General features: G+C 63.7%; 20 protein-coding genes. 7 read left to right on the top strand and 13 right to left on the bottom strand.

Annotated features, from left to right (window positions below; all coding sequences use genetic code 11):
* Nucleotides 1-1,722 carry a methyl-accepting chemotaxis protein gene (locus tag HNO82_RS16635; protein WP_175344472.1) on the bottom strand — a complete coding sequence of 574 codons (1,722 nt, stop codon included), beginning with the start codon at nucleotides 1,720-1,722 and terminating at the stop codon, nucleotides 1-3.
* Nucleotides 1,723-2,153: 431 nt separating this feature from the next.
* On the opposite strand from HNO82_RS16635, the gene HNO82_RS16630 reads away from it, so the two are divergent.
* Complete coding sequence (locus HNO82_RS16630; RefSeq protein WP_175344471.1) at nucleotides 2,154-3,752, top strand: sensor domain-containing diguanylate cyclase; 1,599 nt, start codon at nucleotides 2,154-2,156, stop codon at nucleotides 3,750-3,752.
* 15 nt (nucleotides 3,753-3,767) lie between these two features.
* Here the strand turns inward: HNO82_RS16630 and HNO82_RS16625 are convergent, their stop codons facing one another.
* The 4 genes from HNO82_RS16625 to HNO82_RS16610 are packed head-to-tail and all read right to left on the bottom strand — an operon-like array spanning nucleotide 3,768 to nucleotide 8,100.
* On the bottom strand, nucleotides 3,768-4,901 hold the full coding sequence (locus tag HNO82_RS16625; RefSeq protein ID WP_175344470.1) for an NAD(P)/FAD-dependent oxidoreductase: 1,134 nt from the start codon (nucleotides 4,899-4,901) through the stop codon (nucleotides 3,768-3,770).
* A gap of 21 nt (nucleotides 4,902-4,922) precedes the next feature.
* Nucleotides 4,923-5,273 (bottom strand): RidA family protein, encoded by a 351-nt coding sequence (locus HNO82_RS16620; protein WP_008326782.1) that lies wholly within the window; start codon nucleotides 5,271-5,273, stop codon nucleotides 4,923-4,925.
* 51 nt (nucleotides 5,274-5,324) lie between these two features.
* Nucleotides 5,325-6,845, bottom strand: coding sequence for an amidase (locus HNO82_RS16615; protein ID WP_175344469.1), 1,521 nt, complete (start codon nucleotides 6,843-6,845; stop codon nucleotides 5,325-5,327).
* A 19-nt stretch (nucleotides 6,846-6,864) separates the two neighbouring features.
* Nucleotides 6,865-8,100: an MFS transporter gene (locus tag HNO82_RS16610; RefSeq protein ID WP_175344468.1), complete on the bottom strand. Its 1,236-nt coding sequence runs from the start codon at nucleotides 8,098-8,100 to the stop codon at nucleotides 6,865-6,867.
* Nucleotides 8,101-8,240: 140 nt separating this feature from the next.
* Between HNO82_RS16610 and HNO82_RS16605 the strand changes: the two genes are divergently transcribed.
* Nucleotides 8,241-9,161: a LysR family transcriptional regulator gene (locus HNO82_RS16605; RefSeq protein WP_034350002.1), complete on the top strand. Its 921-nt coding sequence runs from the start codon at nucleotides 8,241-8,243 to the stop codon at nucleotides 9,159-9,161.
* Nucleotides 9,162-9,208: 47 nt separating this feature from the next.
* Here the strand turns inward: HNO82_RS16605 and HNO82_RS16600 are convergent, their stop codons facing one another.
* The 4 genes from HNO82_RS16600 to HNO82_RS16585 are packed head-to-tail and all read right to left on the bottom strand — an operon-like array spanning nucleotide 9,209 to nucleotide 15,674.
* On the bottom strand, nucleotides 9,209-9,826 hold the full coding sequence (locus tag HNO82_RS16600; protein WP_008326775.1) for a TetR family transcriptional regulator: 618 nt from the start codon (nucleotides 9,824-9,826) through the stop codon (nucleotides 9,209-9,211).
* On the bottom strand, nucleotides 9,823-11,325 hold the full coding sequence (gene adeC / locus HNO82_RS16595; protein WP_283810197.1) for an AdeC/AdeK/OprM family multidrug efflux complex outer membrane factor: 1,503 nt from the start codon (nucleotides 11,323-11,325) through the stop codon (nucleotides 9,823-9,825). The genes HNO82_RS16600 and adeC overlap by 4 nt, the downstream gene beginning before the upstream one ends.
* 1 nt (nucleotide 11,326) lies before the next feature.
* A complete protein-coding gene (locus tag HNO82_RS16590; RefSeq protein ID WP_175344467.1) occupies nucleotides 11,327-14,476 on the bottom strand; it encodes an efflux RND transporter permease subunit in 3,150 nt (1,049 codons plus the stop codon).
* Nucleotides 14,477-14,492: 16 nt separating this feature from the next.
* Nucleotides 14,493-15,674, bottom strand: a complete 1,182-nt coding sequence (locus HNO82_RS16585; RefSeq protein ID WP_008326772.1) for an efflux RND transporter periplasmic adaptor subunit — start codon at nucleotides 15,672-15,674, stop codon at nucleotides 14,493-14,495.
* Nucleotides 15,675-15,818: 144 nt separating this feature from the next.
* Between HNO82_RS16585 and HNO82_RS16580 the strand changes: the two genes are divergently transcribed.
* Nucleotides 15,819-16,430, top strand: a complete 612-nt coding sequence (locus HNO82_RS16580; RefSeq protein WP_175344466.1) for a TetR/AcrR family transcriptional regulator — start codon at nucleotides 15,819-15,821, stop codon at nucleotides 16,428-16,430.
* A gap of 12 nt (nucleotides 16,431-16,442) precedes the next feature.
* Here HNO82_RS16580 and HNO82_RS16575 read toward each other — a convergent pair whose 3' ends face one another.
* The 4 genes from HNO82_RS16575 to HNO82_RS16560 all read right to left on the bottom strand — a co-directional run bounded on the left by HNO82_RS16575 (nucleotide 16,443) and on the right by HNO82_RS16560 (nucleotide 20,660).
* Entirely contained in the window at nucleotides 16,443-17,564 is a 1,122-nt protein-coding gene (locus tag HNO82_RS16575; RefSeq protein ID WP_175344465.1) for a porin, read from the bottom strand.
* A gap of 191 nt (nucleotides 17,565-17,755) precedes the next feature.
* A complete protein-coding gene (ligK, locus tag HNO82_RS16570; protein ID WP_175344508.1) occupies nucleotides 17,756-18,439 on the bottom strand; it encodes a 4-carboxy-4-hydroxy-2-oxoadipate aldolase/oxaloacetate decarboxylase in 684 nt (227 codons plus the stop codon).
* Between the two features lie 11 nt (nucleotides 18,440-18,450).
* Nucleotides 18,451-19,494 (bottom strand): amidohydrolase family protein, encoded by a 1,044-nt coding sequence (locus HNO82_RS16565; RefSeq protein ID WP_175344464.1) that lies wholly within the window; start codon nucleotides 19,492-19,494, stop codon nucleotides 18,451-18,453.
* 5 nt (nucleotides 19,495-19,499) lie between these two features.
* The gene (locus HNO82_RS16560) at nucleotides 19,500-20,660 is read right to left on the bottom strand and encodes a 4-oxalomesaconate tautomerase (protein WP_283810196.1); all 1,161 of its coding nucleotides are present in this window, start codon (nucleotides 20,658-20,660) and stop codon (nucleotides 19,500-19,502) included.
* 131 nt (nucleotides 20,661-20,791) lie between these two features.
* Here HNO82_RS16560 and HNO82_RS16555 point away from each other — a divergent pair, with 131 nt between their 5' ends.
* The 4 genes from HNO82_RS16555 to HNO82_RS16540 form a co-directional block, all read left to right on the top strand.
* Nucleotides 20,792-21,997 carry a LysR family transcriptional regulator gene (locus tag HNO82_RS16555; RefSeq protein ID WP_175344463.1) on the top strand — a complete coding sequence of 402 codons (1,206 nt, stop codon included), beginning with the start codon at nucleotides 20,792-20,794 and terminating at the stop codon, nucleotides 21,995-21,997.
* A 247-nt stretch (nucleotides 21,998-22,244) separates the two neighbouring features.
* The gene (locus tag HNO82_RS16550; RefSeq protein WP_175344462.1) at nucleotides 22,245-23,576 is read left to right on the top strand and encodes an MFS transporter; all 1,332 of its coding nucleotides are present in this window, start codon (nucleotides 22,245-22,247) and stop codon (nucleotides 23,574-23,576) included.
* A gap of 53 nt (nucleotides 23,577-23,629) precedes the next feature.
* A complete protein-coding gene (locus tag HNO82_RS16545; RefSeq protein ID WP_175344461.1) occupies nucleotides 23,630-24,937 on the top strand; it encodes a gallate dioxygenase in 1,308 nt (435 codons plus the stop codon).
* A 426-nt stretch (nucleotides 24,938-25,363) separates the two neighbouring features.
* Nucleotides 25,364-26,951: type VI secretion system Vgr family protein (locus tag HNO82_RS16540; protein ID WP_249777029.1), on the top strand; the 1,588-nt coding region annotated here is incomplete at its 3' end.

Below are 26,951 nucleotides of genomic sequence, written 5' to 3'. Positions count from 1 at the left end.
TCAGAACTGTTCCCAGTCCCCTTCTGCGGCGGCCGGCTTGAGGCCAGGCTGTGCCGCCGGCAAGGCCTTGGCGGGGGCACTTGCCTTGGGTGCCGGCTGGCGCGGCAGCGTCGCTGTACGTGCGGTCACATCCACCGTACGCTGGGCACTGACGGCGGCCGGGCGCCGTACATCATGACCACCCAGCTTGAAGACCCCGACCGTCTCCACCAGGCGGCCCGACTGCTCCTGCAGCGATTGCGCGGCGGCAGCGGCCTGCTCCACCAGCGCGGCATTCTGCTGGGTCACCTCATCCATTTGCACGATGGCCTGATTGATCTGTTCGATGCCGTCGCTCTGCTCGCCGCTGGCAGCAGTGATCTCGGCCACCACATCGGTGACGCGCTTGACGCTGGCCACCACTTCATCCATGGTGCTGCCCGCCTGCTCGACCAGGCGACTGCCGTTTTCCACACGCTCCACCGAGGCGTCGATGAGGGTCTTGATTTCCTTGGCCGCCGCTGCGCTGCGCTGGGCCAGGGTCCGCACCTCCGAGGCCACCACCGCAAAGCCGCGCCCCTGCTCGCCGGCCCGCGCCGCTTCCACGGCGGCATTCAAGGCCAGGATATTGGTCTGGAAAGCGATGCCGTCAATGACGCTGATGATGTCGACGATCTTCCTCGACGCATCGTTGATCTGCCCCATGGTCTGCACCACTTCACCGACCACGCTGCCGCCCTGGATCGCCACCTGGGAGGCGGTCTCGGCCAGGCTGTTGGCCTGGCGAGCATTGTCGGCGTTCTGCTTGACGGTGGAGGTCAGTTCCTCCATGGCCGAGGCCGTTTCTTCCAGCGCGCCGGCCTGCTGCTCGGTGCGCGCGGACAGGTCAAGGTTGCCGGTGGCAATCTCGCTGGAGGCGGTGTTGATGGTATCGCTGCCCTGGCGTACTTCGGTGACGATGCGGTGCAGGTTGTCGTTCATGGCCTTGAGGGCCGCCAGCAGGGTGCCAGTCTCGTCCTTGGAAGTGGCCTCGATGCGCACCGTCAGGTCGCCCGCCGCCACCGCCGTGGCCACGCCTACCGCCTCATTGAGCGGACGGGTGATGGAACGGGTAATGAGCAAGGCACACAGCACCGACAGCAGAATGGCTGCGACAGAGAGCACGATCACGGTGTTGACCGCGTTGGCGGAAGCATCATTCCCTTGGGCCACGCTCTGATCCATGAGCGCCACCTGGAAGGCGACCAGTTCCTTGAGGACCTCAAAGTATTTGTCCTGTGCAGGTATCACTTCGCGGAAGAGAACTTCTCCCGCTTCGACCTTCTTCTGCTGGCGCAGCAACTCGACCAGCTTGTCGCGCGGCTTGGCATATTCACCACGCACCTCCTTGACCTTGGCGAACAATTGCTTGCCCTGAGGGGTAGCAAGGCGCTTTTCCAGATCGGCCATCTGTTCGTTGATCTCGCGCGTATTGTTCAGCGAGCGCTCCACATAGTTGTCCGTAGCGGCCTGATCGGGGGCGATGATCGCATTGCGCAACGCCCGTGCCGCTATATTGACCCTGTCATTGATCTGGTTGACCAGCACCACCTTGGCGTAGCGGTCGTTGACGATTTCATCGGTGATGGCACTCACCGTCCACAGATTCTTGACCGCCACCACGCCGATCACGCACATCACGGCAATGAGTGCGGCGAAACAGACGCCCAACCGGACACTGATCTTGATATCCGACATTTTCATACGATCCCCTTTTCATTTTTGAACCTGAGCAAGCCCAGGCAACACCTCGCCCAATCGACCGCTGTCAGCTGATTGAAAGCAATATAAACGATTTATTTAACGTATTCGGTAAAAAGATCTTTTACTTCATGCGTTTCGTCGCATTTCAGCGCCATAGTTGCCGAGTCATTCACGCGCTCGTGAAGAACAGTGAGCATTGCCTGCCGGAAAATGCCATTCCAGGCGGAAACAATTGTGATTTCAGCGCAATTGAACAGATTCCCACAGGCAAGGCACGACTTAATCCACATCAAGCTTCACGTGTTTAAGGGGAGGAAAACTATTGCAATAAAATAAACCAAAAACAATTTGCATTAAAATGCAAATGTTAAATTTGATAAATTTGTTTCAAGACAGCCTTGACTCAGCAGAAGTCAGCCCGGAGTCCTGCCATGCCCCTCAGACGTCTCAACAACAAGGTCAGGATCATCTCGCTGATGCTGGCCATCCTTGGCACGGCGCTGTTCGGCTATGCCCTGCTCAATGGCAGCCTGAGCAGCCGGGAAGCAGCGTTCAAAAGCGGCGAGACTGCCACCCTCAATATCGCCACCGGACTGTCGATCCAGGTCAACCTGAGCTTTCGCGCTGCCGACCTGCTGATCCAGGAGATCATGGCGCTGGAGCACCAGCCCCAGCTGCCCGCCGTCGAGCTGCAGCGCCTGATCCAGGACCTGCTGGCGCGCCAGAGCCGGCTGTTTCCGGAGATGGACAGTGTGCTGGTCATTGATGAACAGGGACACACACTGCAACGCTGGCCGGCCCTGCAAGCCGTGGAGGTGGTGCCGGGCATGGAGCCGCTATCGACTCCTTCAACCCTGCGCAAGGACCTCCAAGGCAAGCCCACGGAGCTGCAGATCGGTACGCCCGTCATCAGCAGCGTGACCGGACGCTGGATCATTCCGCTGACCCGCCTGCGCCAACGCGATGGCCATCCTGCCGGCCTGGTCCGGGTGGGGGTCAGCCTGGATCATTTCATCGGTCTCTTCAATGAGGTCGATATCGGCAGGCAGGGTTCGCTGGTGCTGGCCACCACGACAGGCACCATGCTGCTGCGCCGTCCCTACGGCCCCCAGTTTCTCGGCAAGAGCATGGCCGATCTGCCGCTCTACCGCGACAATGCGCAGCAGCGGCGCTCCGGCTGGGCCATGATCCGGTCGGCCCAGGATGACGTGGTGCGGCTGAACTACTTCACGCGTGTGCCGGACTATCCGCTGTTCGTCACGGCTGCGCTGTCCCATGACGACATGCTGGCCGACTGGCGCGAGGCGCAACGCGCCCACCTGCTGGTGGTGATCTCGGCGGTGCTGCTGGTGAGTCTGCTGACGGTCTATCTGCTGCGGGTGGTGCGCATGCGTGACCTGGCCGAGGAAGAAATCGAAAAGAAGAATCTTTCCCTGAAGCTGCTCACCGAAAACCTGCGGGCCCAGGCCATGCTCGATGGCATGACCGGCATCCCCAACCGCCGCTACCTGGACGAACAGCTGCAGCAGGTCATGCACAATGCCAGTCGCAGCAAGAGCGCGCTGTCGCTGGTGATGTTCGACGTGGATTACTTCAAGAAGTACAACGACCTGTACGGTCACATCCAGGGCGACTACTGCCTGCAGGACATCGCCCGCACCCTGCGCGCCGTGCTGCGTCGCCACGGCGACCTGGCAGCGCGCTACGGGGGCGAGGAATTCGCCCTGCTGCTGCCCGACACGGACCTGGCTGCCGCACACCGGATCGCACAGAAGGTCCTCGATGCGGTGCGCGCCCTGAAGATCCCGCACCAAGGCAATGCCGGCGGCGTGGTCACCATCAGCGCCGGCGTCATGAGCTGCGTAGCGCGTGCGGACATGCAGATCGGGGACATCTTCAAGGCCGCGGACCGGGCCTTGTACCGCGCCAAGGAAAACGGCCGTGACCGGGTCGAGGACTGCCAGTTGCCGCGACCGGTGGTACTGGGCAAGCAACAGGACGCATCAGCCACCCGCGATGGCACGACCTGATCGGCTGCCGCGTGCTCAGCGCAGGCGCGCCGGACTCAATGCTGCCGCCTCCACACCGAAGCGGGCGATATGCGCTGGCACGGGTTCGCCCCTGACCAGGGCGGCATAGGCTTCGCCGGCGGCCGGTGAGGACTGGATGCCGTAACCACCCTGCCCCGCCGCCCAGAAGAAGGCGGGCAGTTGCGCATCGTAGCCGCCGACGAAACTGCCATCGGCGACGAAGGATCGCAGGCCGGCCCAGACATGGGCCGGACGGCGGATTTCCAGCGTCGTGCCGTTCTGGATATGGTCGATGGCGATGGCGATGTCCAGCTCCTCGGCCTGCACGTCGTGCGCTGCGACCGCATCGGCATTGGCCGGCGAACCCAGCAACAGGCCGGCATCCGGCTTGATGTAGAAGGATTCATCAACCGGCATGAACATGGGCCAGTGCGCACTGTCTGGCGGTGCGGCAAAGGTGAAGGCCGAGCGTCGCTTGGGTACCAGCCCGATGGGCGCCGCCCCGGCCAGAGCGCCGATCTCGTCGGCCCAGGCACCGGCAGCATTGACAATGACGCCGGCGTTGAACTCTCCCTGACTGGTGTGCACGTGCCAGTGGCCCTCAGCCGGCACATGCTGCAGCGACAACACCTCGGCATTGCACAGCACGCGCGCACCCGCGGCCCGCGCACCGCGCAGGAAACCCTGGTGCAGGGCATGCACGTCGATGTCGCTGGCGTCTTCCTCATAGACCGATCCGATCAGGTCGGTCTCACGCAAGACCGGCACCATGGCACGGGTCTGGTCCGCATCGAGGCGCTGAACCTTGTCGGAGACCGAACGTACCAGCGCCTCATGGGCATCGAGCTGTTCCCGCAAGGCAGCAGTAGCGTAGAACAAGGCGCCGCGCGGCGTGAGCAGCGCGTGTTCGGCAAAGCCTTCGGGCGGATGATCGAAGAAGGCGCGGCTGGCACAGGTCAGTGCCCGCACCTGGGGCGGGCCGTAGCTTTCCATGTAGAGCGCGGCTGAACGGCCGGTACTGTGATAGCCCGGCTGCGATTCGCGCTCCACCAGCAATACGCCGCCGTGACGCGCCAGCCAGTAGGCAATGGAAGCACCGGCAATGCCGGCGCCGATGATGAGATAGTCGACGCGGCCGTGCTCATTCATGGACATGCTCCTGAGGCAGCTTCAAAGCGCGGCAATGACGGCCACTTCCACATCCAGTCCCGGCGCCATCAGCAAGGCCTGCACGCAGGCGCGCGTGGGCGCGTGACCGGCCGGCACCCAGGCGTCCCACACCGCATTGAAGGCGGCGAAGTGCTCCGGGCTGGAGAGCCAGACATTGGCGCTGACGATACGCTCGCGCGCAATGCCCTGCGCCTGCAACTGTGCATCGACCTTGGCCAGCACTTCGCTGGCCTGCTGCGCGATGGGCGCACCCGCGTGGTCGGGTACCTGTCCGGCGACGAAGGCGAAATTGTTGGCCAGCACCAGCTGGCTCATGCGGGCATTGGTGTTGAAGCGTTGTATCGTGCTCATGGAATCTCGAAGAAATGGAATGATATAAATTCTAAAAATTATATAAATGTTTTATACCGCAGACTGTGCCGCCACCGCCGTCGCCCCGCCATCCAGGACAGGCGGATGGGTGACGATGGAGTTCAACGGTGCGTGGACGGTCTTGAGCTTGTGCAGATCGGGACGTGGCCGGCGCAATGTCTCCTCGCCCGCAAACGCCGCCTCCAGTGCTCCTGCCCAGGCCAGCAGGCGGGCATCGTCGCGGAAGGCACCGGTCACCTGCAGGCCGAAGGGCATGCCGCGATGATCGCGTCCGCACGGCAGCGAGATCGAGGGATTGGTCGCCAGCGTGACCACATAGGTCAGGGCCAGCCAGCGATAGTAATTCTCCAGCGCCACGCCGTTGACCTCCTTGAGGTACAGCTCGCTCCAGGGGAAGGGCGAGACCGGCGTGGTCGGCGAGAGGATCAGGTCATAGCACGCATAAAGCTGCTGGAAGCGGCGGAACAGGCGGGTCTGCTCACTCTGCGCCCAGGCACAGTCGGACAGGCTCATGGCCGCCCCCATTTCGTAATTGGCGCGGGTATTGGGGCCCAACGAGGCAGGGTCGCGCCGATAGGCGGCCTCGAAACCGGCCACGAAGGCTTCGGCACGGATCACGTCGAAGGCGCGATGGGCCTCGCCCATGTCGACCTCGACCGGTTCGCAGACCTGCACGAAACGCCCGATGGCGGCCATCTTCTGGCGGAAGACCTGGCGGATGCCATCGTCTACTGCGCACACGCCGAAGTCCTCGGTATAGCCGATGCGCAAGCGTGAAAGGTCCACCGGTGGCAGCGCTGCGAAGGCCCCTTCATCGACCGCATAGCTCAAGGGATCGCTGGCATGCAGCCCCAGCGTGGCGCGCAATTGCAGCACGGTGTCGGCCACATCGCGGCCCATGGGACCGACCACCGAGATCGGTGTCCAGCCCAGCAGCTTGCGTTGGCTCGGCACCAGCCCCGGCGACGGGCGAAAACCGACCACGCCGCACTTGGCCGCCGGAATGCGCAGCGAGCCGCCGGTATCCGAACCGGAGCACAGTGGCAGCAGATCCGCCGCCAGCGCTGCGGCCGAACCACCGGAAGAACCGCCGGCATTGAGCAACGGATTGAAGGGATTGCCGGTGGCGCCCCACACCGTATTGCGGCTGTTGGCGCCCGCCCCCATCTCCGGCACGTTGGTCTTGCCGGCCACGATGGCACCGGCGGCACGCAGGCGGGCTACCAGCGCGTTGTCGCGCGCGGGGACATTGCTGCGATAGATGGGCGAACCGTAGGTGGTGAGCAGACCTTCTGTCTCTTCCAGATCCTTGATGCCGATGGGCAGCCCGTGCAGCAGGCCCAGCGGGCGACCGTCCATCACGGCCTGCTCGGCCGCGCGCGCCTCCTGGCGGGCGCGCTCGAAGCAGGTGGCGGTCACGGCATTGATATGGGGATTGAGGTCTTCGATGCGGGCGATGCAGGCGTCCAGCAATTCGACCGGAGAGACTTGCTTGCTGCCGATCAGCTGGCGCAGTTCGACGGCACTTTTTTCGACGAGGATGTCAGACATGAATTTCCTTGAAGTGGGATCAGGCCGGCTGTATCTGCTCGGTGCTCTTGCTGGTGCGGATGAACAGGCTGACCAGCACCGAGAACAAGGCCGCGCCGATCAGGAAGCTGAAGGCGTAATCGTAGTTGGCAAAGGCGCTGACCAGGAAGCCGATCACCAGCGGCGAAATGAAGCCCGCCAGTTGTCCGCCCAGGTTGACCATGCCCACGCCGCTACCGACCAGTTGGGCCTGCAGCAGCTTGGTCGGCAGCGCGATGCAGGTGGCCAATACGAAGGACTTGAAGAAATACGCCAGGCATTGCCAGGCAATGACACCTTCCACGCTGCGGGCAGTGTACATGCAGTAGACGAAGATGGCCGTGAGCAGGGAGGAGCCGATCAGCAGCAGCTTTTCGCGACCATCGAAGAAGCGCACCATGACCCAGCCGCCAATGGCGGTGGACAGCCCGGCCATGACATAGGGCAGCGGCAACAACAAACCCACCGCCTTCAGGTTCAGCCCGCGTACGGTCATCAGATAGGTCGGCATCCAGCTGTCGAGTCCCTTGTTGATGATGGACAGGCCAAACCACACACCCACGATCTTCCACATCAACGGCATCTTGAGAAGGGCCGTAAAAGCCTCCTTGTTGATGGCCTTGGGGCCATCCTTGCCGGGCAGCACCGGCCGCACGCAGAACCAGTACACCAGCGCGAACACCAGCCCGACGATGCCGATGGTATGGAACACCGGACGCCAGCCGAAATGCAGGATCAGCGGGGCAATCAGCAGCGGTGCCAGCATGCTGCCGATGTAGTTGGACGACATCAGCAGCGAAGACATCTTGGGCCGTTCGGCCCGGCTGAAATGTTCGGCCACGCCCTTGACGCTGGCCGCCGGAAACGCGCCCTCGCCCAGGCCGAAGATGAAGCGGATCACCACCAGGCTGGTGATCGACCAGGCCATGCCGGTGATACCGGTGAAGACCGACCACAACAGGATGGAAACGACGATCACGGGCCGCGAACCGTAACGATCGGCCAGCCAGCCGCCGGGCAGTTGCAGCAACGAATAACCGAGGAAGAAACTGGAGAGCAGGATGCCCAGCTCCGAGGGCTTGAGCTGGAATTCACCGGCGATCTGGGTCGCCGCGAAAGTGATGGCGGCGCGGTCGATATAGGACACGCACCAACCCAGATAAAGCAACACCAGCACCAGGTATCGGTAGCGTCCCTCGCCCTGCGCCTTCGTCATTGCAGCCCTTGCAGCATCCATGAAGCCTCCCTCGCAACGCGATGGCGGGCAAGCTTGCCGCCGATCGGTGAGCCAATCCTAAGCCCGCGCATGGTTTGCCACAAGTACAAGTTTTCGAATTAGTGATTGCCGAATCGGCAAACCGTTCCTACAATCGCTGCATGTCCCATATCCCTACCCGCATCTTGCAGGAGACCGCCGTACGCTACTTCCTTGAAGTCGTGCGGCGCGGCTCCATTACCGAAGCGGCCCATACCCTCAACGTAGCCTCCTCGGCCATCAGCCGCCAGATTGCCCGCCTCGAAGCCGAGCTCGACACCCCGCTGTTCGAGCGCGTCTCGCGCGGCATGCGGCCCAATGCCGCAGGAGAATTGCTGGCCGCGCATGCGCTGCGCCAGCAACTGGAAGCCGAGCGCATCGGCAATGAACTGGCCGCCCTGAAAGGCTTGCGGCGCGGGGAAGTGAAACTGGCTACCACCGAAGGCTTCGCGCTGGAATTCGTCCCGGTGGCCATCGAACAGTTCTGCGCTCAGCACAAGGGCATCCGTTTCCAGCTGTCGGTGGGCAACGCAGTCCATGTGGCGCAGCAGATCCGCGAAGGAGCAGTGGACCTGGGCCTGACCTTCACGATGGCACCGGATCCGGACATCAAGGTGGAGTTCGCCCAGCGCGCCCCCATCATGGCAGTGATGCGACCGGACCATGCCCTGGCCCATCGCAGGCAGGTCAGCCTGTCGGAGCTGGCGCCCTACCCGCTGGCCATGCCGCAGAAGAACATCACCATGCGACGCCTGATCGATGCCTGCTGCAGCCGCCGTAACGTCCTGCTGGAACCGACGCTGGCGGCCGACTCCATCAGCGCCCTGCTGTGCTTCGTGATGGCCGGCCAGGGCATCGGTTTCTCGGCCGCGCTGCCGATCCGCAGGCTGGTACGTGAAGGGCAGCTGGCGGCCCTGCCCATCCGCGACAAGGACATGAATACCCTGCAGCTGGAAATCCAGTCCCTGGCCGGACGCACCCTGCCCGATGCCGCCCGCGCCTTCCTCAACACCCTGATTGCGCGCGCCAGCGCACGGCATTAGGGCCTGTTCACATTCAATCTGCGGGAGCGATTCAATGTCAGCAGCCCCTAGGCGTCTTCCTCCAGCAGCGCGCCGGCACCTTGCAGGACCAGCAGCGGCGCCAGGTGAAAGGAATGTTCCAGGCGCGCCTGCGGATCTTCCATGTGCTCGGCGATGACGCCCATGCAGGCCGCCACCAGGCAACGTGCCACGTCGATGGGGGTCAGCCCGCGCCGCAACTGGCCACGCTCATAGGCGATATTGAGAACGGCGGTGAGATGCTGCAAGGCGCGCAGGCTCAGTGACTCGATGCGCTCGCCCAGTTCCTCGGGCAGCTCGGGCGTGCCGCGATAGCGCAGCACCACCTCCATGCGCCGACGCTGGCGCACATTGCGCAGGAAATCGAGCAGCTTGAACCACAGTACTTCGCGCAACAACATCAGCGGCTGCTCGCTCTGGCGATAGACCGCCAGTTCGGGACCGATATCGAACGGCCAGACCAGCTCATCGAAGACCGCCTTGACCAGCGCCACCTTGTCCGGAAAGTGCCAATACACGGCCCCGCGCGTAAAGGCGGCGCTGGCGGCTACGTGCTCCAGCGTGGTGGCGCGCACCCCGCGCCGGGCAAAGGCGGCCAGTGCCGCGTCGAGCAGGATGGCGCGGGTCTTGTCGGCGCGCGGGCTCATGGCGCGGCGGTGGCCGGATCGCTCGCCACGGGGGTGCCGGTGCGTTCCACCCAGCCGCCGCCCAGCGCCTTGTAGAAGGTCACCAGGTTGGTCCAGCGCGACAGACGCGTACCGATCAGGGTCTTCTGTGCCGAATACAACGTGCGCTGCGAATCGAGCACGTCCAGGTAGCTATCCACACCACTGTTCAGGCGTGCCTGCGAGAGGTGATACGAGGCGTCGCTGGCTTCCACCAGATCCTCCTGGGCCTTGAGCTGGCGGCCCAGGGTATTGCGCTGGGCCAGCGCGTCCGAGACTTCCTGGAAGGCGGTCTGGATGGCCTTCTCGTACTGGGCCACGCTGATGTCGCGGCTGATGGTGGCGATATCCAGATTGGCCTGATTGGCGCCGCCATCGAAGATCGGCAAGGAAATCTGCGGCACGAAACTCCACGAACCCGAGCCGCCCTTGAACAAGCCGGCCAGCCGCGCGCTGGCCGTTCCCGCATCGGCGGTCAGGCTGATGCTGGGATAGAAGGCCGCACGCGCCGCGCCGATATTGGCGTTGGCCGCGCGCAGGGAGCGCTCGGCCTCGACGATGTCGGCGCGGCGCTGCAGCAGTTCCGAGGGCAGCCCGGGCGGAATGCTCGCCAGCGGACTGGCGGCGGCCAGGGCGGTATCCGGCAGGCCCTGCGGCAACAATCGGTCCGGCAGGTCTTTGCCCACCAGCAGCACCAGGGCATTGCGGTCCTGATCGACCTGGGCGGTGTAGCTCTCCACATCCACACGCGCACTTTCCACGCTGGTCTGCGCCTGGCGCAAGGTCAGTGCCGAGGCCGAGCCCAGCTCGAAGCTGCGCTGCGTGAGCGCATAACTGCTGCTCTGGCTGGCCAGCGTGTCCCTGGCCAGGCGCAGGCGATCTTGGTCGGAGGCCAGGGTCAGCCAGGCCGTGGCCACTTCGGCGATCAGGCTGATCTGGGTACTGCGCCTGGCTTCGGCGGTGGAGAGGAAGGATTGCAGCGCCTGTTCCTTGAGGCTGCGCACGCGTCCGAACAGGTCCAGTTCATAGGCGCTCAAACCCAGCGTGGCGGTATAGCTGCGTGAGGTCAGCGCACGGCCGGTGGTCGACAGGTCGGCCGGCGTGCGGCTGGCCGATTCGCTGGTGGCGGCGTTGATGGTCGGGAACAGTGCGGCACGCTCCACGCCATACTGGGCGCGCGCCTTTTCGATGTTGAGCACGGCCACGCGCAGGTCACGATTGTTGGCCAGACTCAGACTTATCACTTCCTGCAATGTCGGATCGGTGAAAACATCACGCCAGCCGATATCAGAAACGGCCGTCGCCGGCGTGGTGCTGGCGGGCGCTGCACTGTGGTCGCCCGCAAAGCGGCTGGCGACGGGCGCGGCGGGACGCTGGTAGTCCGGCATCAGGGTGCAGCCGCCCAGCAGCGTGGCCAGCAGCAGCGGCGTCATCAGGAGACGGGGGCGTTGCGCGGCGCGGGTGGTCGGAAAGGAATTCATGTCAGTGCTCCGGAGAAATCGCGGGTTGGCCTTGCGGCGCGGAAGACGGCTTGCGGGCGAACAGCTTCATGATGATCACGAAGAACAGCGGCACGAAGAAGATCGCCAGCACCGTGCCCGAGAGCATGCCGCCGATCACCGCCGTCCCCAGCGCATGCTGGGCACCGGCGCCGGCACCACTGCCCAGTACCAGCGGCAGCACGCCGAGGATGAAGGCCAGCGAGGTCATGAGGATAGGACGCAGACGCATGCGCACCGCTTCCATGGTGGCTTCCACCAGGCTCTTGCCGTGCTCGTAGAGATCCTTGGCGAACTCCACGATCAGGATGGCGTTCTTGCAGGCCAGGCCGATGGTGGTCAGGAGACCTACCTGGAAATAGACGTCATTCATCTTCCAGGTCAGGATCGCGCCCAGCAATGCGCCGAACACGCCCAGCGGCACCACCATGATCACCGAGAACGGCACCGCCCAGCTCTCGTAGAGCGCCGCCAGCGCCAGGAACACGATCAGGATCGAGATCGAGTAGAGGATGCCGGTCTTGCCGCTGGAAGCCTTTTCCTGCAAGGACAGTCCGGTCCATTCATAGCCGATGCCGGGCGGCATCTTGGCCAGGGCCGCTTCCACGATGGCCATGGCCTGACCGCTGGAGGCCGCGCCCGGCAGGGCCATGCCGAGGATCTCCATGGACGGCACGCCGTTGTAGCGTTCCAGGCGCGGCGAGCCGGAGGCCCAGCTGGCCGTGGAGAAGGCACTGAACGGAACCATGGTGCCGGCGCTGTTGCGCACATACCAGCGGTCCAGGTCCGAAGGCAGCATGCGGTACTGCGCATCGGCCTGCAGCATCACCTTCTTCACGCGGCCCTTGTCGATGAAGTCATTGACGTAGCTGCTGCCCCAGGCGGTGGCGATGGTGTCATTGATGTCGGACATGGACACCCCCAACGCACCGGCCTTGTCGGTGTCGACATGGAGGCGGAATTCCGGCGTATCTTCCAGCCCGTTGGGGCGCACCGCCACCAGACGCTTGTCCTGCGACAGGATGCCGAGCAACTGGTTGCGGGCCTGCATCAGGGCAGCATGGCCGAGGTTGGCTTCATCCTTCAACATCAGGTCGAAACCGGTGGCATTGCCCAGCTCGGACACCGCCGGCGGGGCGAAGGCAAACACGCGGGCATCGCGGATGCGGGCGAAGGCGGCACCGGCCTTGGCTGCCACGTCGGTCACCGAGAGCCCCGGGCCCTTGCGCTCATCCCAGGGCTTGAGCTTGATGAAGGCAAAGCCCATGTTCTGCCCGCTACCGGCGAAGCTGAATCCGGAGACGGCAAAGATGCCCGATACCGCATCCTTCTGGTCTACCAGGAAATGATGCTCGACCTGCCGGATCACTTCGTCGGTACGCGCCTTGGTGGCGCCGGAGGGCAACTGCAGGATCGCAAACAGCGTGCCCTGGTCTTCATCCGGGAGGAAGCCCACCGGTAACTTCATGAAGCCGGTCACCACCAGTGCCAGCAGCACCGCATAGGCCGCCATGTAGCGCCAGCCACGACCCAGCATGTGGCGCACGATGCCCTGATAGCGCAGGTTGCCGCGATCGAACTGTCGGTTGAACCAGCCGAAGAAACCGGTGCTCGCCAGCGCATGCCCCTTGGCCGCAGGCTTGAGCAGCGTGGCGCACAGGGCCGGCGTCAACACCAGCGCCACCAGTACCGACAGCGTCATGGCCGAGACGATGGTGATGGAGAACTGGCGATAGATCACCCCGGTGGAACCGCTGAAGAAGGCCATCGGCACGAACACCGCCGCCAGCACCAGCGCCACCCCGACCAGGGCACCACTGATCTGGCCCATGGACTTGCGGGTGGCCTCCTTGGGCGGCAAGCCCTCCTCGGACATCACCCGTTCGACGTTCTCCACCACCACGATGGCATCGTCCACCAGCAGACCGATGGCCAGCACCATGGCAAACATGGTCAGGGTATTGATGGTGAAGCCGAACACGGCCAGCACGCCGAAGGTTCCCAGCAACACCACCGGCACGGCGATGGTCGGGATCAGCGTGGCGCGGAAGTTCTGCAGGAACAGGTACATCACCAGGAACACCAGCACCACCGCCTCGATCAGGGTCCGCACCACTTCCTCGATGGAGATGCGCACGAAGGGCGTGGTGTCATAGGGCTTCTGCACCTTCATCCCGGCGGGGAAGAACTTCTCCAGCTGGGCCACGCGCGCATCGATGGCCTTGACGGTATCGAGCGCATTGGCGCCGGTGGCCAGCTTGATGGCCAGGCCGGCGGCGGGCTTGCCGTTGTAGCGACCCACCGAGGTGTAGCTTTCGCTGCCCAGTTCGATGCGGGCCACGTCGGCCAGCTTGACCTGGGCCCCGCCGGTAAGCGTGCGCAGCACGATGTTGCGGAACTGCTCGGCCGTGCGCAGGCGGGTCTGGGCCGTGATGGTGGCGTTGATCTGCTGGTTCTCGGCGGCCGGCAAGCCGCCCAGCTGACCGGAAGACACCTGTACGTTCTGCGCCTGGATGGCGTTCTTCACGTCCAGCGGCGTCAGGCTGTAGCTGTTGAGCTTGTCGGGATCGAGCCAGATGCGCATGGCATATTGCGAACCGAAGAGCGTGGTATCGCCCACCCCTTCGACCCGACTGATCGGATCCTGAATGTTGGCCGCGACGTAGTCCGACAGGTCCGAGCCGCTCATGCTGCCATCTTCCGAGGTAAAGGCCAGCACGTTGAGGAAGTTGGTGGCCGACTTGGTCACCGTGATGCCCTGCTGCTGGACTTCCGAGGGCAGCAGGGGCGTGGCCAGCGAGAGCTTGTTCTGTACCTGCACCTGGGCCGTATCCGGATTGGTACCGTTCTCGAAGGTCAGCGTAATGGTCACCGTGCCGGACGATTCACTGGTGGAGGCCATGTAGCTGAGACGATCCAGCCCCTTCATCTTCTGCTCGATGATCTGGGTCACGGTATCTTCCAGCGTCTTGGCCGACGCCCCCGGATAGTTGGCAGTGATGGCGATGGCCGGTGGCGCGATGGCCGGGTACTGCGCAATCGGCAGGGTCAGTACCGAAATGGCGCCGGCCAGCATGACGATGATGGCGAGGACCCAGGCGAAGATGGGGCGGTCAATGAAGAAGCGAGCCATGATCTGTTCCCGCCTTTCAGTTGGTGTGGGTGCCGGTGCCGCTGGCCGTGGCCACCGTGGCCTTGGGCGACCACGGCACCACGTTCACCTTGGCCCCCGGGGTGGCGCGCTGCAGGCCATCGACCACCAGCTGGTCGCCCTCCTTGAGACCGCTGCTGACCAGCCACTGGCTGCCGATGGCGCGATCAGTCACCAGGGCGCGCTGTTCCACCACGCCCGCTGCATTGACCACGAAGGCCACCGGCTTGCCGGCACCATCGCGACTGACTGCCTGCTGCGGCACCAGCAGGCCCTGCTGGCGCACCCCCTCCTCCAGTACGGCGCGCACATACATGCCCGGCAGCAGATCGGTCTTCGGATTGGGGAACACCGCGCGCAGGGTGATGGCCCCCGTGTCCTGGTTGACCGTCACGTCCGAGAACTGCAACGTCCCCTCCTGCGCATAGGTGCGGCCATTCTCCAGCACCAGCCTGACCTTGGCGCCATTGCCCGACTTCTGCAGCTGGCCATTGGCCAGCGCTTCCTTCAGGTTGAGCCAGGTGGTACTGGACTGGGTGACGTCGACGTAGATCGGATCGAGTTGCTGGATGGTGGTCAGCGCCGTGGTCTGGTTGGCAGTCACCAGCGCACCCGGGGTCACGCTGGACTTGCCGATGCGCCCGGAGATGGGCGCGTCGACTCTGGCGTAATCGAGGTTGATGCGGCTGGTCTGCACGTTGGCGCGGGCCGAACCCACATCGGCCTCGGCTTCGCCGAGCGAAGCGACGGCGTCATCGTAATCCTGCTGGCTGACCGCCCTGATGGCCACCAGCTCCTTGTAGCGGCTGGCCTTCAGGCGCGCCGTCTTCACGCTCGCCTCGGCCTTGGCCAGCGCCGCCACGCTGCTGTCATAGGCGGCCTGATAGCTGGCCGGATTGATCTGGTACAGCACCTGGCCCGCCTTGACGTCACTGCCCTCACGGAAGCTGCGGGTCTTGATGATGCCGTTGACCTGCGGCCGTACGTCGGCGATCTGGTAGGGCGAGGTCCGCCCCGGCAGTTCCGTGTGCAGTTCCACCGGTTGCGCATGCACCGTCATCACCCCCAGCACGGGCGTGCCCGCTGCCGGTGGCGGCCCGCCCGGCGGCTTGCCGCAGGCACTGAGAACACTGAGGATGGCCAGTGCAGCGACGGGCCGTAGTAGGGGTGGGGTGCGCATGAAGGACTCTCCGGAAAAGAAGGAAGATTTTTATAACGATACCGAACTGTACAGTATTATTAATTGACAGTTCTTTCCCGGTCAAGCAATACTGAACACATCTGTACGAAAAAGACACTTGTAAAGAAATCACGGAGACCAGCAATGAGAGTCAAGACCCCTGCCCGGCGCGAGGCCATCCTGGCCGTGGCGGCCGACGTCTTCAAGGAGATGGGTTTCGAGGGTGCGTCCATGGCCGAGATCTCGGCCCGCATCGGTGGCTCAAAGGCCACGCTGTATGGCTACTTCAAGTCGAAGGAGGAGCTGTTCGTGGCGGTGACCCACGGCGAGGCCAAGAAGCAGATGGAGCCTGCCCTGGCCGCACTGGACCAGGAGGTGGACGATCTGGCGAAGACCTTGCAGGTCTTTGGCGAGAAGGCGGTGAGTTTCCTGTGCCAGGAGAGCACCTTGCAGACGCACCGCATGATCGTGGCCGAAGCCGGCCGCAGTGACATCGGCCGACGCTTCCACGAAGAGGGACCGAAGATGGGGATGGAGCGCATCGCCGCCTTCCTGAAGAAGCAGATGGCAGCCGGTCGCCTGCGACCGGCCGACCCCATGCTGGCGACCCAGCAGTTGTGCGCCCTGCTCGATTGCGAGACGGTCAAGCCGATGATGCTGGGACTGGAAACCAGCATCTCGCGGCCGCGCATGAAGCGCATGGTAGGCCGCGCGGTAGAGACCTTCCTCGCGGCCTACGCCATGCCTTCGGACTGAGAACGACGGTCCTCAGAAGGTATGCCGGATCCCGAATTGCACGCCGGTCTCGCTGGCACCTGCATCCGGGCTCAAGGCCTGGCTGGCCGTGAAGCTGGCACCGGTCATGCGATAGGCGGCGGTATTCTGGTTGATCAGGCGTGAGGCCACCGCATACAGCCGCGTGCGTTTGGAGAGGTCGTAGTTCACGATCAGGCTGAACTGGCGCGCGTTGTTGTTGTAGCGCGAACTGTCCTTGACATAGCCGCCGCCTGCACCGACGGTGGTCTGCGCATTGATGCGGTAGTCGGCCGAGAGGCTGTAGGTGTTGTGATAGTCGCCCGCCGTATTGCCGACCACGGCACCGGTCGGATCGTACTTGCCAGCCGGATTGGTGAAGACATTGCCGGTGGTGGCCGAGATCACTTCATTGGTGCGGAAGAAGGCCAGGTAAACCTTGCCGCTGCCGTACTCAACATTGCCGCCCAGCATGAACTGTTTCACGCTGTTGGTGTTGGTGGCGTTGTTGGCGTTGAGATAGGCGCTGGCCACGTAGAGCGGCCCCTGCTGGGTCTGCATGCCGATCTGGTAGACCGCATTGCCGGCGGTGCTGCCGGCGCGCTCGCCGACCGAGTAATGCAGCTCCAGCGTGGTATTGGCAAACTTGGGCGAGATGTAGCTGATGTCGTTGTCCACCCGCGCCAGCCAGTTGGCGAAGTTGTTGTAGGCCGAGCCATAGGTGGCCGCACCGAACGCATCCATATTGCCCGAGTAGAGGAACATGACGCTGTTCTGCCGCCCCACGCGCACTTCGCCGAAGCCGCCGCCGAGGCCGACCCAGGACTGGCGGTCAAAGTAGCGGTAGCTGTTCTGCAGGCCGCCGGTACTAGGATCGAAACCGGTTTCCAGATTGAAGCTGGCGCGATAGCCGCCGCCCAGATCCTCGACGCCCTTGAAGCCGAGACGGCTGGTCATCTGTCCATTGTTGCCCATGGCCCAGAGCGAGGTGTCCTTGCCGCCGACGGTGCTCTTCTGGTAGGCCGTATAAACATCCACTACGCCATAGATGGTGACGGAACTCTGCGCGAAGGCAGCGGGGGCAGCAGCCAGCAGCAGGGCTGCCGGGATGAGACGGATGGGATGTTGCAACTGCATAAGGAATCTCCTCCTGTGGGTAAATCGGTCTGGTTGATCCAGTGTTCTTGTCAATGTCGATGGCGTGCATCAAGGGCGCGCTGCCGGATAGCTCGCATGTCAGTTCAGATCGGTGTGCGCCTCTTCTGCGTGGGCGCTCTGTTCTTCCCCTCGCTGCTCCTTGCCAGGTTCAGCCTGCGGGTCAAACAAGATCAGTCGATGTATTTCAGGCCGGCAGCTTCCAGCGGCAAGCGCATCTTGTACATGTCCAACCCCAGTACGCCGGCGGCCAGTTGGGCACGCTTCTCGCCTTCCAGGGCTTCGCGCTGCTGCGCCACCCCGGCCACGCGCGTGGCGTCGGCAGCGGGCACGACCACCACACCATCGTCATCGGCCACGATCACGTCGCCCGGATTGACCAGCGCCCCGGCGCAGATCACCGGTACGTTGACCGATCCCAACGTGGCCTTGATGGTGCCCTTGGCACTGATGGCCCGGCTCCACACCGGAAAGCCCATTTCCTTCAATACCTTCACGTCGCGCACACCGGCATCGATGATGAGTGCCCGCGCACCGCGCGCCATGAAGCTGGTGGCCAGCAGATCGCCGAAATAGCCATCGGTGCACTCGGCCGTGATGGCCGCCACCACGATATCGCCAGGTCGGATCTGCTCGGCCACCACGTGCATCATCCAGTTGTCGCCGGGGTGCAGCAGCACCGTCACGGCCGTGCCCGCGATGGTGGTGCCGGGATAGACGGGACGCAGGTAGGGCTTCAACAGGCCGGTACGACCCTGGGCCTCATGCACGGTGGCCACGCCGAACTGGCCAAGCTGCTGCACGGCGCCCGCCTCGGCCCGTTCGATATGGCGCTTGACCACGCCAAGCTGGTTGATCAGGGGGATGCTCATTGGCTCAGTCCTTTCGCATTGAGGGCGGCATCCAGGCGCGGATAGACGCGACGGGCATTGCCTTCGTAGATCTGGTGGCGCTCTTCGGGGCTCAGTGCGGCGGCCTCGATGTAGCGTTTGGTGTCGTCGTAGTAGTGGCCGGTCTGCGGATCGATGCCACGCACCGCGCCGATCATCTCGGAGGCGAACAGCACGTTCTGCACCGGGATCACGCGCGTGAGCAGGTCGATGCCCGGCTGGTGATACACGCAGGTATCGAAGAAGATGTTGTTGAGCAGATGCTCTTCGAGCAGCGGCTTTTTCATCTCCTGTGCCAGGCCACGGAAGCGCCCCCAGTGATACGGCACAGCACCGCCACCGTGCGGGATCAGGAACTTCAGCGTCGGAAAATCCTTGAACAGGTCCGAGCTCAGGCACTGCATGAAGGCGGTGGTATCGGCATTGAGGTAATGCGCGCCGGTGGTGTGGAAGCAGGCATTGCAGCTGGTGCTCACGTGGATCATGGCCGGCACCTCCAGCTCCACCATCTTCTCGTAGAGCGGATACCAGGAGCGGTCCGACAGCGGCGGCGAGGTCCAGTGCCCGCCCGAGGGATCCGGATTGAGATTGATGCCGACGAAACCATATTCGCGTACGCACTTTTCCATCTCCGCAATCGAGGTGCGGATATCGGCCCCCGGCGACTGCGGCAGCATGGCCGCGCCGATGAAGTGATCCGGGAACAGTTGCGCCACCCGATGGCACAGTTCGTTGCAGATGGCCGCCCAGGTCTGGCTGGTGTTGAGATCGCCAATGTGATGCGCCATGAAGGAGGCGCGCGGCGAAAAGATGGTCAGATCCGCCCCGCGTTCGCGCATCAGACGCAGCTGGTTGTTTTGGATGGACTCGCGCAGTTCGTCATCGCTGATCTTGAGCTCGGCCACCTTGGGACCGAGTTCGGGCGTATTCAGGTTGGCGATCTGCCGGTTGCGCCAGTCTTCCAGCGCTTTGGGGGCCGTGGTGTAGTGGCCATGGCAGTCGATGATGAGAGAGTCTCGCATGGGGTTCAGGGATGTTCTGTCAGGAGTTCGGCGGGAATCAGCACTTCCCCGCGCAGGATGGGACGCGCCGTGCGCAGCAGCGCGGCACGCAGGATCTGTTGCTGGTCGTGCGGATCGAGCTCCAGCTCGACGCTGAATTCGCCGCTGGGATGCTCCACCGAGACGGTACGTTGCAAGCCGCTGCCGGTGGCGACCAGGCCTTGCGCAACCGACGCTTCCAGCACGCAGGCCGTGGCGACGGTAACGGCCGCCAGTACCCCGATGGCTTCATGGCAGACGTGCGGAATGAAGCAGCGGGTCGAGACCGTGCCGCCTGCCGTCGGCGGCGACAGCAGGCACATCTTGGGATAGTTCCGGTCGGTCACGTCGCCCAGGCCCATGAGCGGACCACAGGCCAGGCGCAGCGCTTCGAGCCTTTGCTTGAGGACGTCGTCAGCATTGAGGACGGCCACACCTTCATCACCGGCCAGGCCGAAATCAGCCGCGCGCACCAGTACCATGGGCATGCCGTTATCGATGAGCGTGGCAACGATTTCGCGCTGCTCGCCGCCGGGCACTGCATAGCGCACGCGATCCAGTACGCGGCCGGTGGGCAGCATCGTCGGGCACACCGAACCGGCGGTATCAAGGAAATTGATGCGCACCGGCGCTGCCGTTCCCGGCACGCCATCGATCCGGGTATCGCCCCGGTAACGCAGGCGGCCACCCGGTGTCTGGACGGTGACGTCGCACTGCATGCCGGTGTTGAACGTGAGGATGCGGGCAGTAGTGGTCTCGGGACCGGCGGCAATGAGTCCGCGTTCGATGGCAAAGGGCAGCACCGCAGCCAGCATGTTGCCGCAATTGGGCGTGGTATCGACCCGGTCCGACTCGGGCTGCAACTGTGCAAACAAGAAATCCAGATCCACGCCGGTGACGCGACTGCGACTGACGATACCGGCCTTGCTGGTCAGCGGATGCGCGCCGCCCAGACCGTCGATCTGGCGCCGGTCGGGCGAGCCCAGTGCGGCCAGCAGCACGCGATCCCGCGCAGCGCTGTCCTGCGGCAGATCATCGGCCACGAAGAAGGGGCCGCGCGACGTGCCGCCCCGCATCAGGGTGCAGGGGATGGCCAGGAGGTCGGATGCCTCAGGCTCGCCAGGGCAGTGAAGGTCGAGGTCGGACAAGGTTCTTTACCGTTGATGACAATGGCGCCGAGTATGCGTGAGCGCCCTCCCGGCTTGGTTGCGTTGTGGCCCTTCCTCTGTTCTAATTTTCTAATCGCGCTCAGAATTCAACCGACCTGGAACGACCCGTCATGACCCTGCTCAACCTGCGTCACCTGCACGTCTTCAATGTCGTCGCCACCACCGGCGGCGTACGCCGTTCCTCCGACACGCTGCTGCGCGCCTCCTCTGCGGTAGCACGCTCGGTGGCAGCACTGGAGCACAGCCTGGCCACACAACTGTTCGAGCGCAAGGGGCGTGGCATGCTGCCCACCGCTGCCGGCGAGGCTGTACGGCTGAGGGTGGAGCGCATCGAAGCCGAATTGCGCGAGGTGCGCGATGATGCACTGCGCCTGCGCGACCGCAACGGCAAGCCGGTGGGCAGCCTCGATGCCTTGTTCAACGAGCGGCGCCTGCAGGCAGCCGCACTGCTGGCCGAGACGCATCACATGCCCAGCGTGGCGCGCCTGATGGAAGTCTCCCCCTCGGCGGTCAGTCAGGCGCTGTCGATGCTGGAGGGTATCCTGGGACAGGCGCTGTTCTTCCGCACCGCGCACGGCATGCTGCCCACCGATGCCGGGCGTCGCTGGACCGAGCGCTTTGGTCGCGCCCTGGCCGAACTGCGCCATATCCCGGAAGATATCGCCGCACTCGATGGCGTGGTGCAAGGGACAGTGACCGTCGGTGCCCTGCCGCTGGCGCGCTCGCAGCTGCTGCCCAAGGCAATGACGCGCGTGCTGGCCAGGCATCCGCGCCTGCAGATCCGTTCGCTGGAAAGCCCCTATGAAGAGCTGGCGGCCGGTCTCATGAGCGGGCGTATCGATTTCATCGTCGGCGCCCTGCGCGCCTTTTCCAGTGACACCTTCGACATGCGCCCGCTGGTGGCTGACAGTGCCGCGCTGATTGCACGCGCGGGTCACCCGCTGGCCAGCCGCAAGAAACTGTCCCTGCGCGATCTCGATGGCTATCCCTGGGTGCTCTCGCGGGCCGGGACGCCGCTGCGCGATTCCATCGAGCAATTCTTCCGCGACAGTCGCTGGCCAGCACCCCGCCCGGCGGTGGAGACCGGCGACCTGGCGCTGCTGCGCGGACTGCTGGTGGGCAGCGAGATGCTCACCGTGATCTCGGCCCATCAGCTGCAACACGAAATCGCCACCGGCCAGCTCACCACCCTGCCCTTCGCCATGCGTGGCATGGAACGCCGCATCGGACTCATGCAGCGCAAGGGAGCGCATCTGTCTCCGGGCGCAAGCGCCCTGCAGGAAGCCATCGAAGCGGTCGCCACCGGCATGGACTGAAGCACGCCGGAAGGCGGCATGGGGCTCACCGGAGGGCGCTGCGGGCGCGCTTCGCGGATCTGCTTGAAATCCACCGTGATTAGCAAATGGCAACGCTCAGGTAGCCGAAAGCAATACTCGCCATTGATCCCCGTCTTACACTTTGCGGCAAGTCAAGGAGCCCTGATCGCACCTTGACCGGCAATCCCCAAGCCGCGTGCATACAAGCCGGCAGATCCCGACAAATCGACACCATCACGGAGACTTAATGAATACAGCACAATCGCTGGACGTGCGTTCGCACATCAACGGACGCAAGATGTCCGGCTATCAATGGCTGCTGCTGATCCTGTGCTTCCTCATCGTGGCCACCGACGGTATGGACGTGGCCATCATGGGCTTCCTGGCACCGGCCATCACCAAAGAGTGGGGCATCTCGCGCGCCGCCTTCGGCGTGGTCATGAGTGCCGCGCCGATCGGCCTGGCCATTGGCGCATTGCTGGTCGGTCCGCTGTCGGACCGTTATGGCCGCAAGAAGCTGCTGATGACGGCGGTGGCCTGGTTCGGCGTGTGCAGCCTGGCTTGTGCCTTCGCGCACGACGTGGTCACGCTCTCCGCCCTGCGCTTGCTGACCGGCCTGGGCCTCGGTGCAGCCATGCCCAATGCCACCACCCTGCTCTCGGAATACGTCCCCGAGCGCTCGCGCAGCACCCTGCTGGCCATCATGTTCACCGGCTTCAATCTGGGTTCCGGCCTGATCGGCTTCCTGGCCGCCGCCCTGCTGCCAGAGCACGGCTGGCGCAGCGTGCTGATGGTAGGCGGTGCCATTCCGTTGTGCTGCCTGCCCTTCTACCTGTGGCTGGTCCCCGAGTCGGCCCGTTTCATGGTGGTACGCCACTATCCTGCCCAGCGCATTGCCCGCACCCTGGCGCGCGTGTGCGGTGGCAGCTTCGCCGCCGACCAGACATTCAGCGTCAGTGAACCGCCGGTCAAGGGTGGCCAGCCGGCCAAGGTACTGCTCTCGGACAGCTATCGCAAGACCACGCTGTCGCTGTGGGGCACCTACTTCATGGGCCTCTTGGTGATTTACCTGCTCTCAGGCTGGCTGCCCACGCTGATCAAGGATGCCGGCCTGCCCATCGAAAAGGCCGCCAGCATTACCGCCCTGTTCCAGCTGGGCGGCACCGTCGGCGCGCTGGTGGTAGGCTTCCTGATGGACCGCTGGTCGCCCAGTCGTGCCATCGCCGCGGCCTACATCGCGGGTGCCGTCTTCATCCTGCTGCTGGCTTGCGGCAGTGTGCAGTCGGGCATGTTTGCGGCCTACGTGCTGCTGGCCGGCTTCTGCATGAGCGGCGCGCAGACCGGACTGAACGCCTTTGCCCCCTCCTGCTATCCGACCGTGGTGCGTGCCACCGGCGTATCGTGGATGCTGGGGGTGGGCCGCTTCGGCAGCATCCTGGGTTCCTTTGCCGGTGGCGTGCTGCTGTCGATGGGCTGGGGCTTTGGTGCCGTCATCGCCATTCTCGCTGTCCCCGCTACGCTGGCGGCGCTGATCATCGTCTTCATCCAGATGGGGCAGCGTCCAGCGGCTGCGGTTTGATCAAGCCGCTGCATCAATCACATCGGATTCATCTGTTACAGGAATAAATCGTCATGGCCAACATCGTCGGCGCCATCGCCACCTCCCACACACCGACCATCGGCTTCGCGCTGGATGCAAACAAGCAGCACGATGCGGTCTGGGCGCCCATCTTCAAGGCTTACGAGCCGGTGCAGCAATGGCTGAAAGAGAAGCAACCGGACGTGCTGCTGGTGGTCTACAACGACCACGTGAGCTCCTTCTTCTTCGACCATTACTCCGCCTTTGCCCTGGGGGTGGGCAGCGAGTACCAGGTCGCCGACGAAGGCGGGGGTGCCCGCAAGCTACCCGCCGTTGGTGGCCATGCCGCGCTGGCGCGCCATATCGGCAGCTCGCTCATGGCCGATGAATTCGACATGGCCTTCTTCCAGAACAAGCCGCTGGACCATGGGTGCTTCTCGCCCTTGTCGATGCTGTGGCCGCACCAGGAGGGTTGGCCCGGCCAGATCATCCCGCTGCAGGTCGGCGTGCTGCAGTTCCCGATCCCGACCGCACGCCGCTGCTACAAGCTGGGCCAGGGTCTGCGCCGCGCCATCGAAAGCTATCCGGAAGACCTCGATGTGGTCATCGTCGCCACCGGCGGGCTGTCGCATCAGGTGCATGGCGAGCGCGCCGGCTTCAACAATACCCCGTGGGACCACCAGTTCCTGGACCTGCTGCAGCACGACCCGGAAGCCCTGACCCGCCTGACCCATGCCGAGCTGGCGACCCTGGGCGGACTGGAAAGTGCCGAGGTCATCATGTGGCTCATCATGCGCGGCGCCATGCCGGCGGGGGTGAACTGCCTGCATCGCGAGTATTACCTGCCCTCCATGACGGGTATTGCGGTGGCCGTCTATGAACCGGCGGTCATGGTCGATACGGCCTTGCAGGCCGCCGAAACGCAGCGCCATCGGGAGCACGTGGCACACCAGCTGAAAGGGATAGAGCAGCTTGCCGGCACCTACCCCTTCACGCTGGAAACGGCCAACACCCGCTACCGCATCAACCGCTACCTGTACCAGCTGATCCAGCCGGCGTTCCGTGAGCGCTTCCTGGCTGATCCGCAGGCGACCTATGAGCAAGCCGGCCTGACACAGGAAGAAAGCGACATGATCAGCCGTCGCGACTGGCAGGCCATGATCCGCTATGGCGTGATCTTCTTCCTGCTGGAAAAGCTGGGCGCGGTGGTCGGCGTATCGAACCTGCATATCTACGCGGCCATGCGCGGGCAGTCGCTGGAAGAATTCCAGAAGACGCGCAATGCACCAGGCGCGCTGTACTCGGTGGCGGGAGCGGCGTCGGACAAGGCGGCCGACTGGAACAAGACCGGGACAAAGTAAGCGTCTTTTGCTTGCTGACGTACAAGGCATCGCGCCCTCCCTAGGAGCGGCGCGATTTTTTATGGGCGTTACCATTCAACACATATCGTCATTTCATCAAAAGCGACGATCTATCTTGACTGTTACGCACTGAAAGCAGCAATGCTAATCATGAGAAAAATAGAATTTCTTCCATTGAGAAAGCGCTTCGTACATCGGAGACTGTCGCCTTCGTCGCTCGGGGCCTCTGCTGCATCGATGAGTCCACGGGCATAGGCCGCATCCGGAACCTCTTCGTTCAAGCAGAGCGTGTACGCACTTCGCACGAGGTAGTGCGTTTTTATCCTGTTTGTTCACTGGCATGTTTCGGAATGCGCAAATTCTCTCTGGAAGTCGCATCGCATGCCCTCCCCCTCGCAGAAAGATTCATCTCGTTCCCAAGCGCGCATGACGCAGCATCGCCGGCTGCTCCAGCTGGACTCGCCGCTCGGGACCGACATCCTGCTGCCACAACGGCTCATCGCCACTGAGCGCCTGAGTCACGGCTACGAGGTCAGCATCGATGTGCTGGCCACGGAGGTCGGCATAGCGTTGGAGCAGTTGATTGCCCAGCCCGTCACCCTATGGATCAGACAACACCAGGGCCACACGCTGCCGCTGCATGGCTACGTGCATAGCGCAAGGCGGCTGGGCAGTGACGGCGACATCGACTTCTGCCAGCTTGCGTTTTCGTCCTGGCTGCATTTCCTGCGCTTTCGCAAGGATGCGCGCATCTGGCAGGACAAGACCACCGAAGACATTCTTGCGGACGTCTTCGACTGCCATCCACAGGCGCGGGGGCAGTATCGCTTTGAACTGGAGCGGCCTTCGCTTACCCGATCCTATTGCACCCAGTACGAAACCGACTGGCATTTCGTCCAGCGCCTCATGGAAGAAGAAGGCTGGTTCGCCCATCACGAGCAGCGGGAAGACGGCAGCGGCCACGTTCTGGTCATCACCGACAATACGTGGAGCCTGCCCGGATTGCCGCAGCAAGACCTTGCCTTCCACCGCGCCGGCCCGCGCGACGAGCTCGACAAGATCCTGCATTGGAGCGCGAGCCGCACGCTCGCCTCGACATCCTGGCGGGGCCGCAGCGACGACTACAAATCGCCTCGCATGCAGAAGGAGGCCGAAGAACAGGTGATGCCCGAATACGGCCAACTGCCCGCACAGCTGGAGATGTATGAGTACACCGGTGCTTACAGTTTTGCGCAGCTGGCACAAGGCAATCGACAGGCCGACCTGCAAGTTGAGCAGTGGGAATCCTCCATGCAGCGCTACGCTGCCGTCTCAGGTGTGCGCAATCTGGCTTGTGGACGCTGGTTCAGGCTGGAGGAGCATCCGCTGCACCGGAAGGAAGCGCAGAGCGAACGCCAGTTCGTCATACTCGCCATCGACTGGTTCATCGAGAACAACCTTCCCCTGTCGCATCAGGCGCTGGACTTTCCGGGCAGCCTGAGTCCTGCACTGAAGACGTTCAAGCAGTCCATCGGGCGCGAACGGGACATCGGCGAAGAGGGCAATGAGCACACCGGCCATTGCTTCAATCGCGTCGAGGTACAACGCCGCAAGCTGCCGTTTCGCCCTGCACGTACTCATCAGAAGCCGCTCATGTTGCCGCAGACCGCCATCGTCGTCGGGCCTGTCGGAGAAGAGGTCCATACCGATCAGCTCGATCGCGTCAAGGTCCAGTTCCGCTGGGATCGGATCAATCCTGGCAACGAGGCAGCGTCCTGCTGGATGCGGGTGAGTTACCCCAATGCCGGCGAGTACTGGGGTGCCATCCAGGTACCGCGCATCGGGCAGGAAGTCATCGTGTCCTTCCTCAACGGCGACCCGGATCGGCCGGTGGTGACCGGGCGCTTGTTCAATGGGGAACAGCGTCCGCAGTGGCACAGCAACGGTCGGCTATCGGGTGTGAAGTCCAAGGAATTCGGCGGCACCGGCTTCAACCAGATGGTGATGGACGACACCCCTGAGCAGAACCGGATTC

Origin of the sequence: Herbaspirillum sp. C9C3 (assembly GCF_013359625.1) — a bacterium.
Lineage (GTDB): Bacteria > Pseudomonadota > Gammaproteobacteria > Burkholderiales > Burkholderiaceae_D > Herbaspirillum.
The sequence above is the reverse complement of the archived record's forward strand: the minus strand, read 5'-3'. Positions and strand labels throughout refer to the sequence as shown.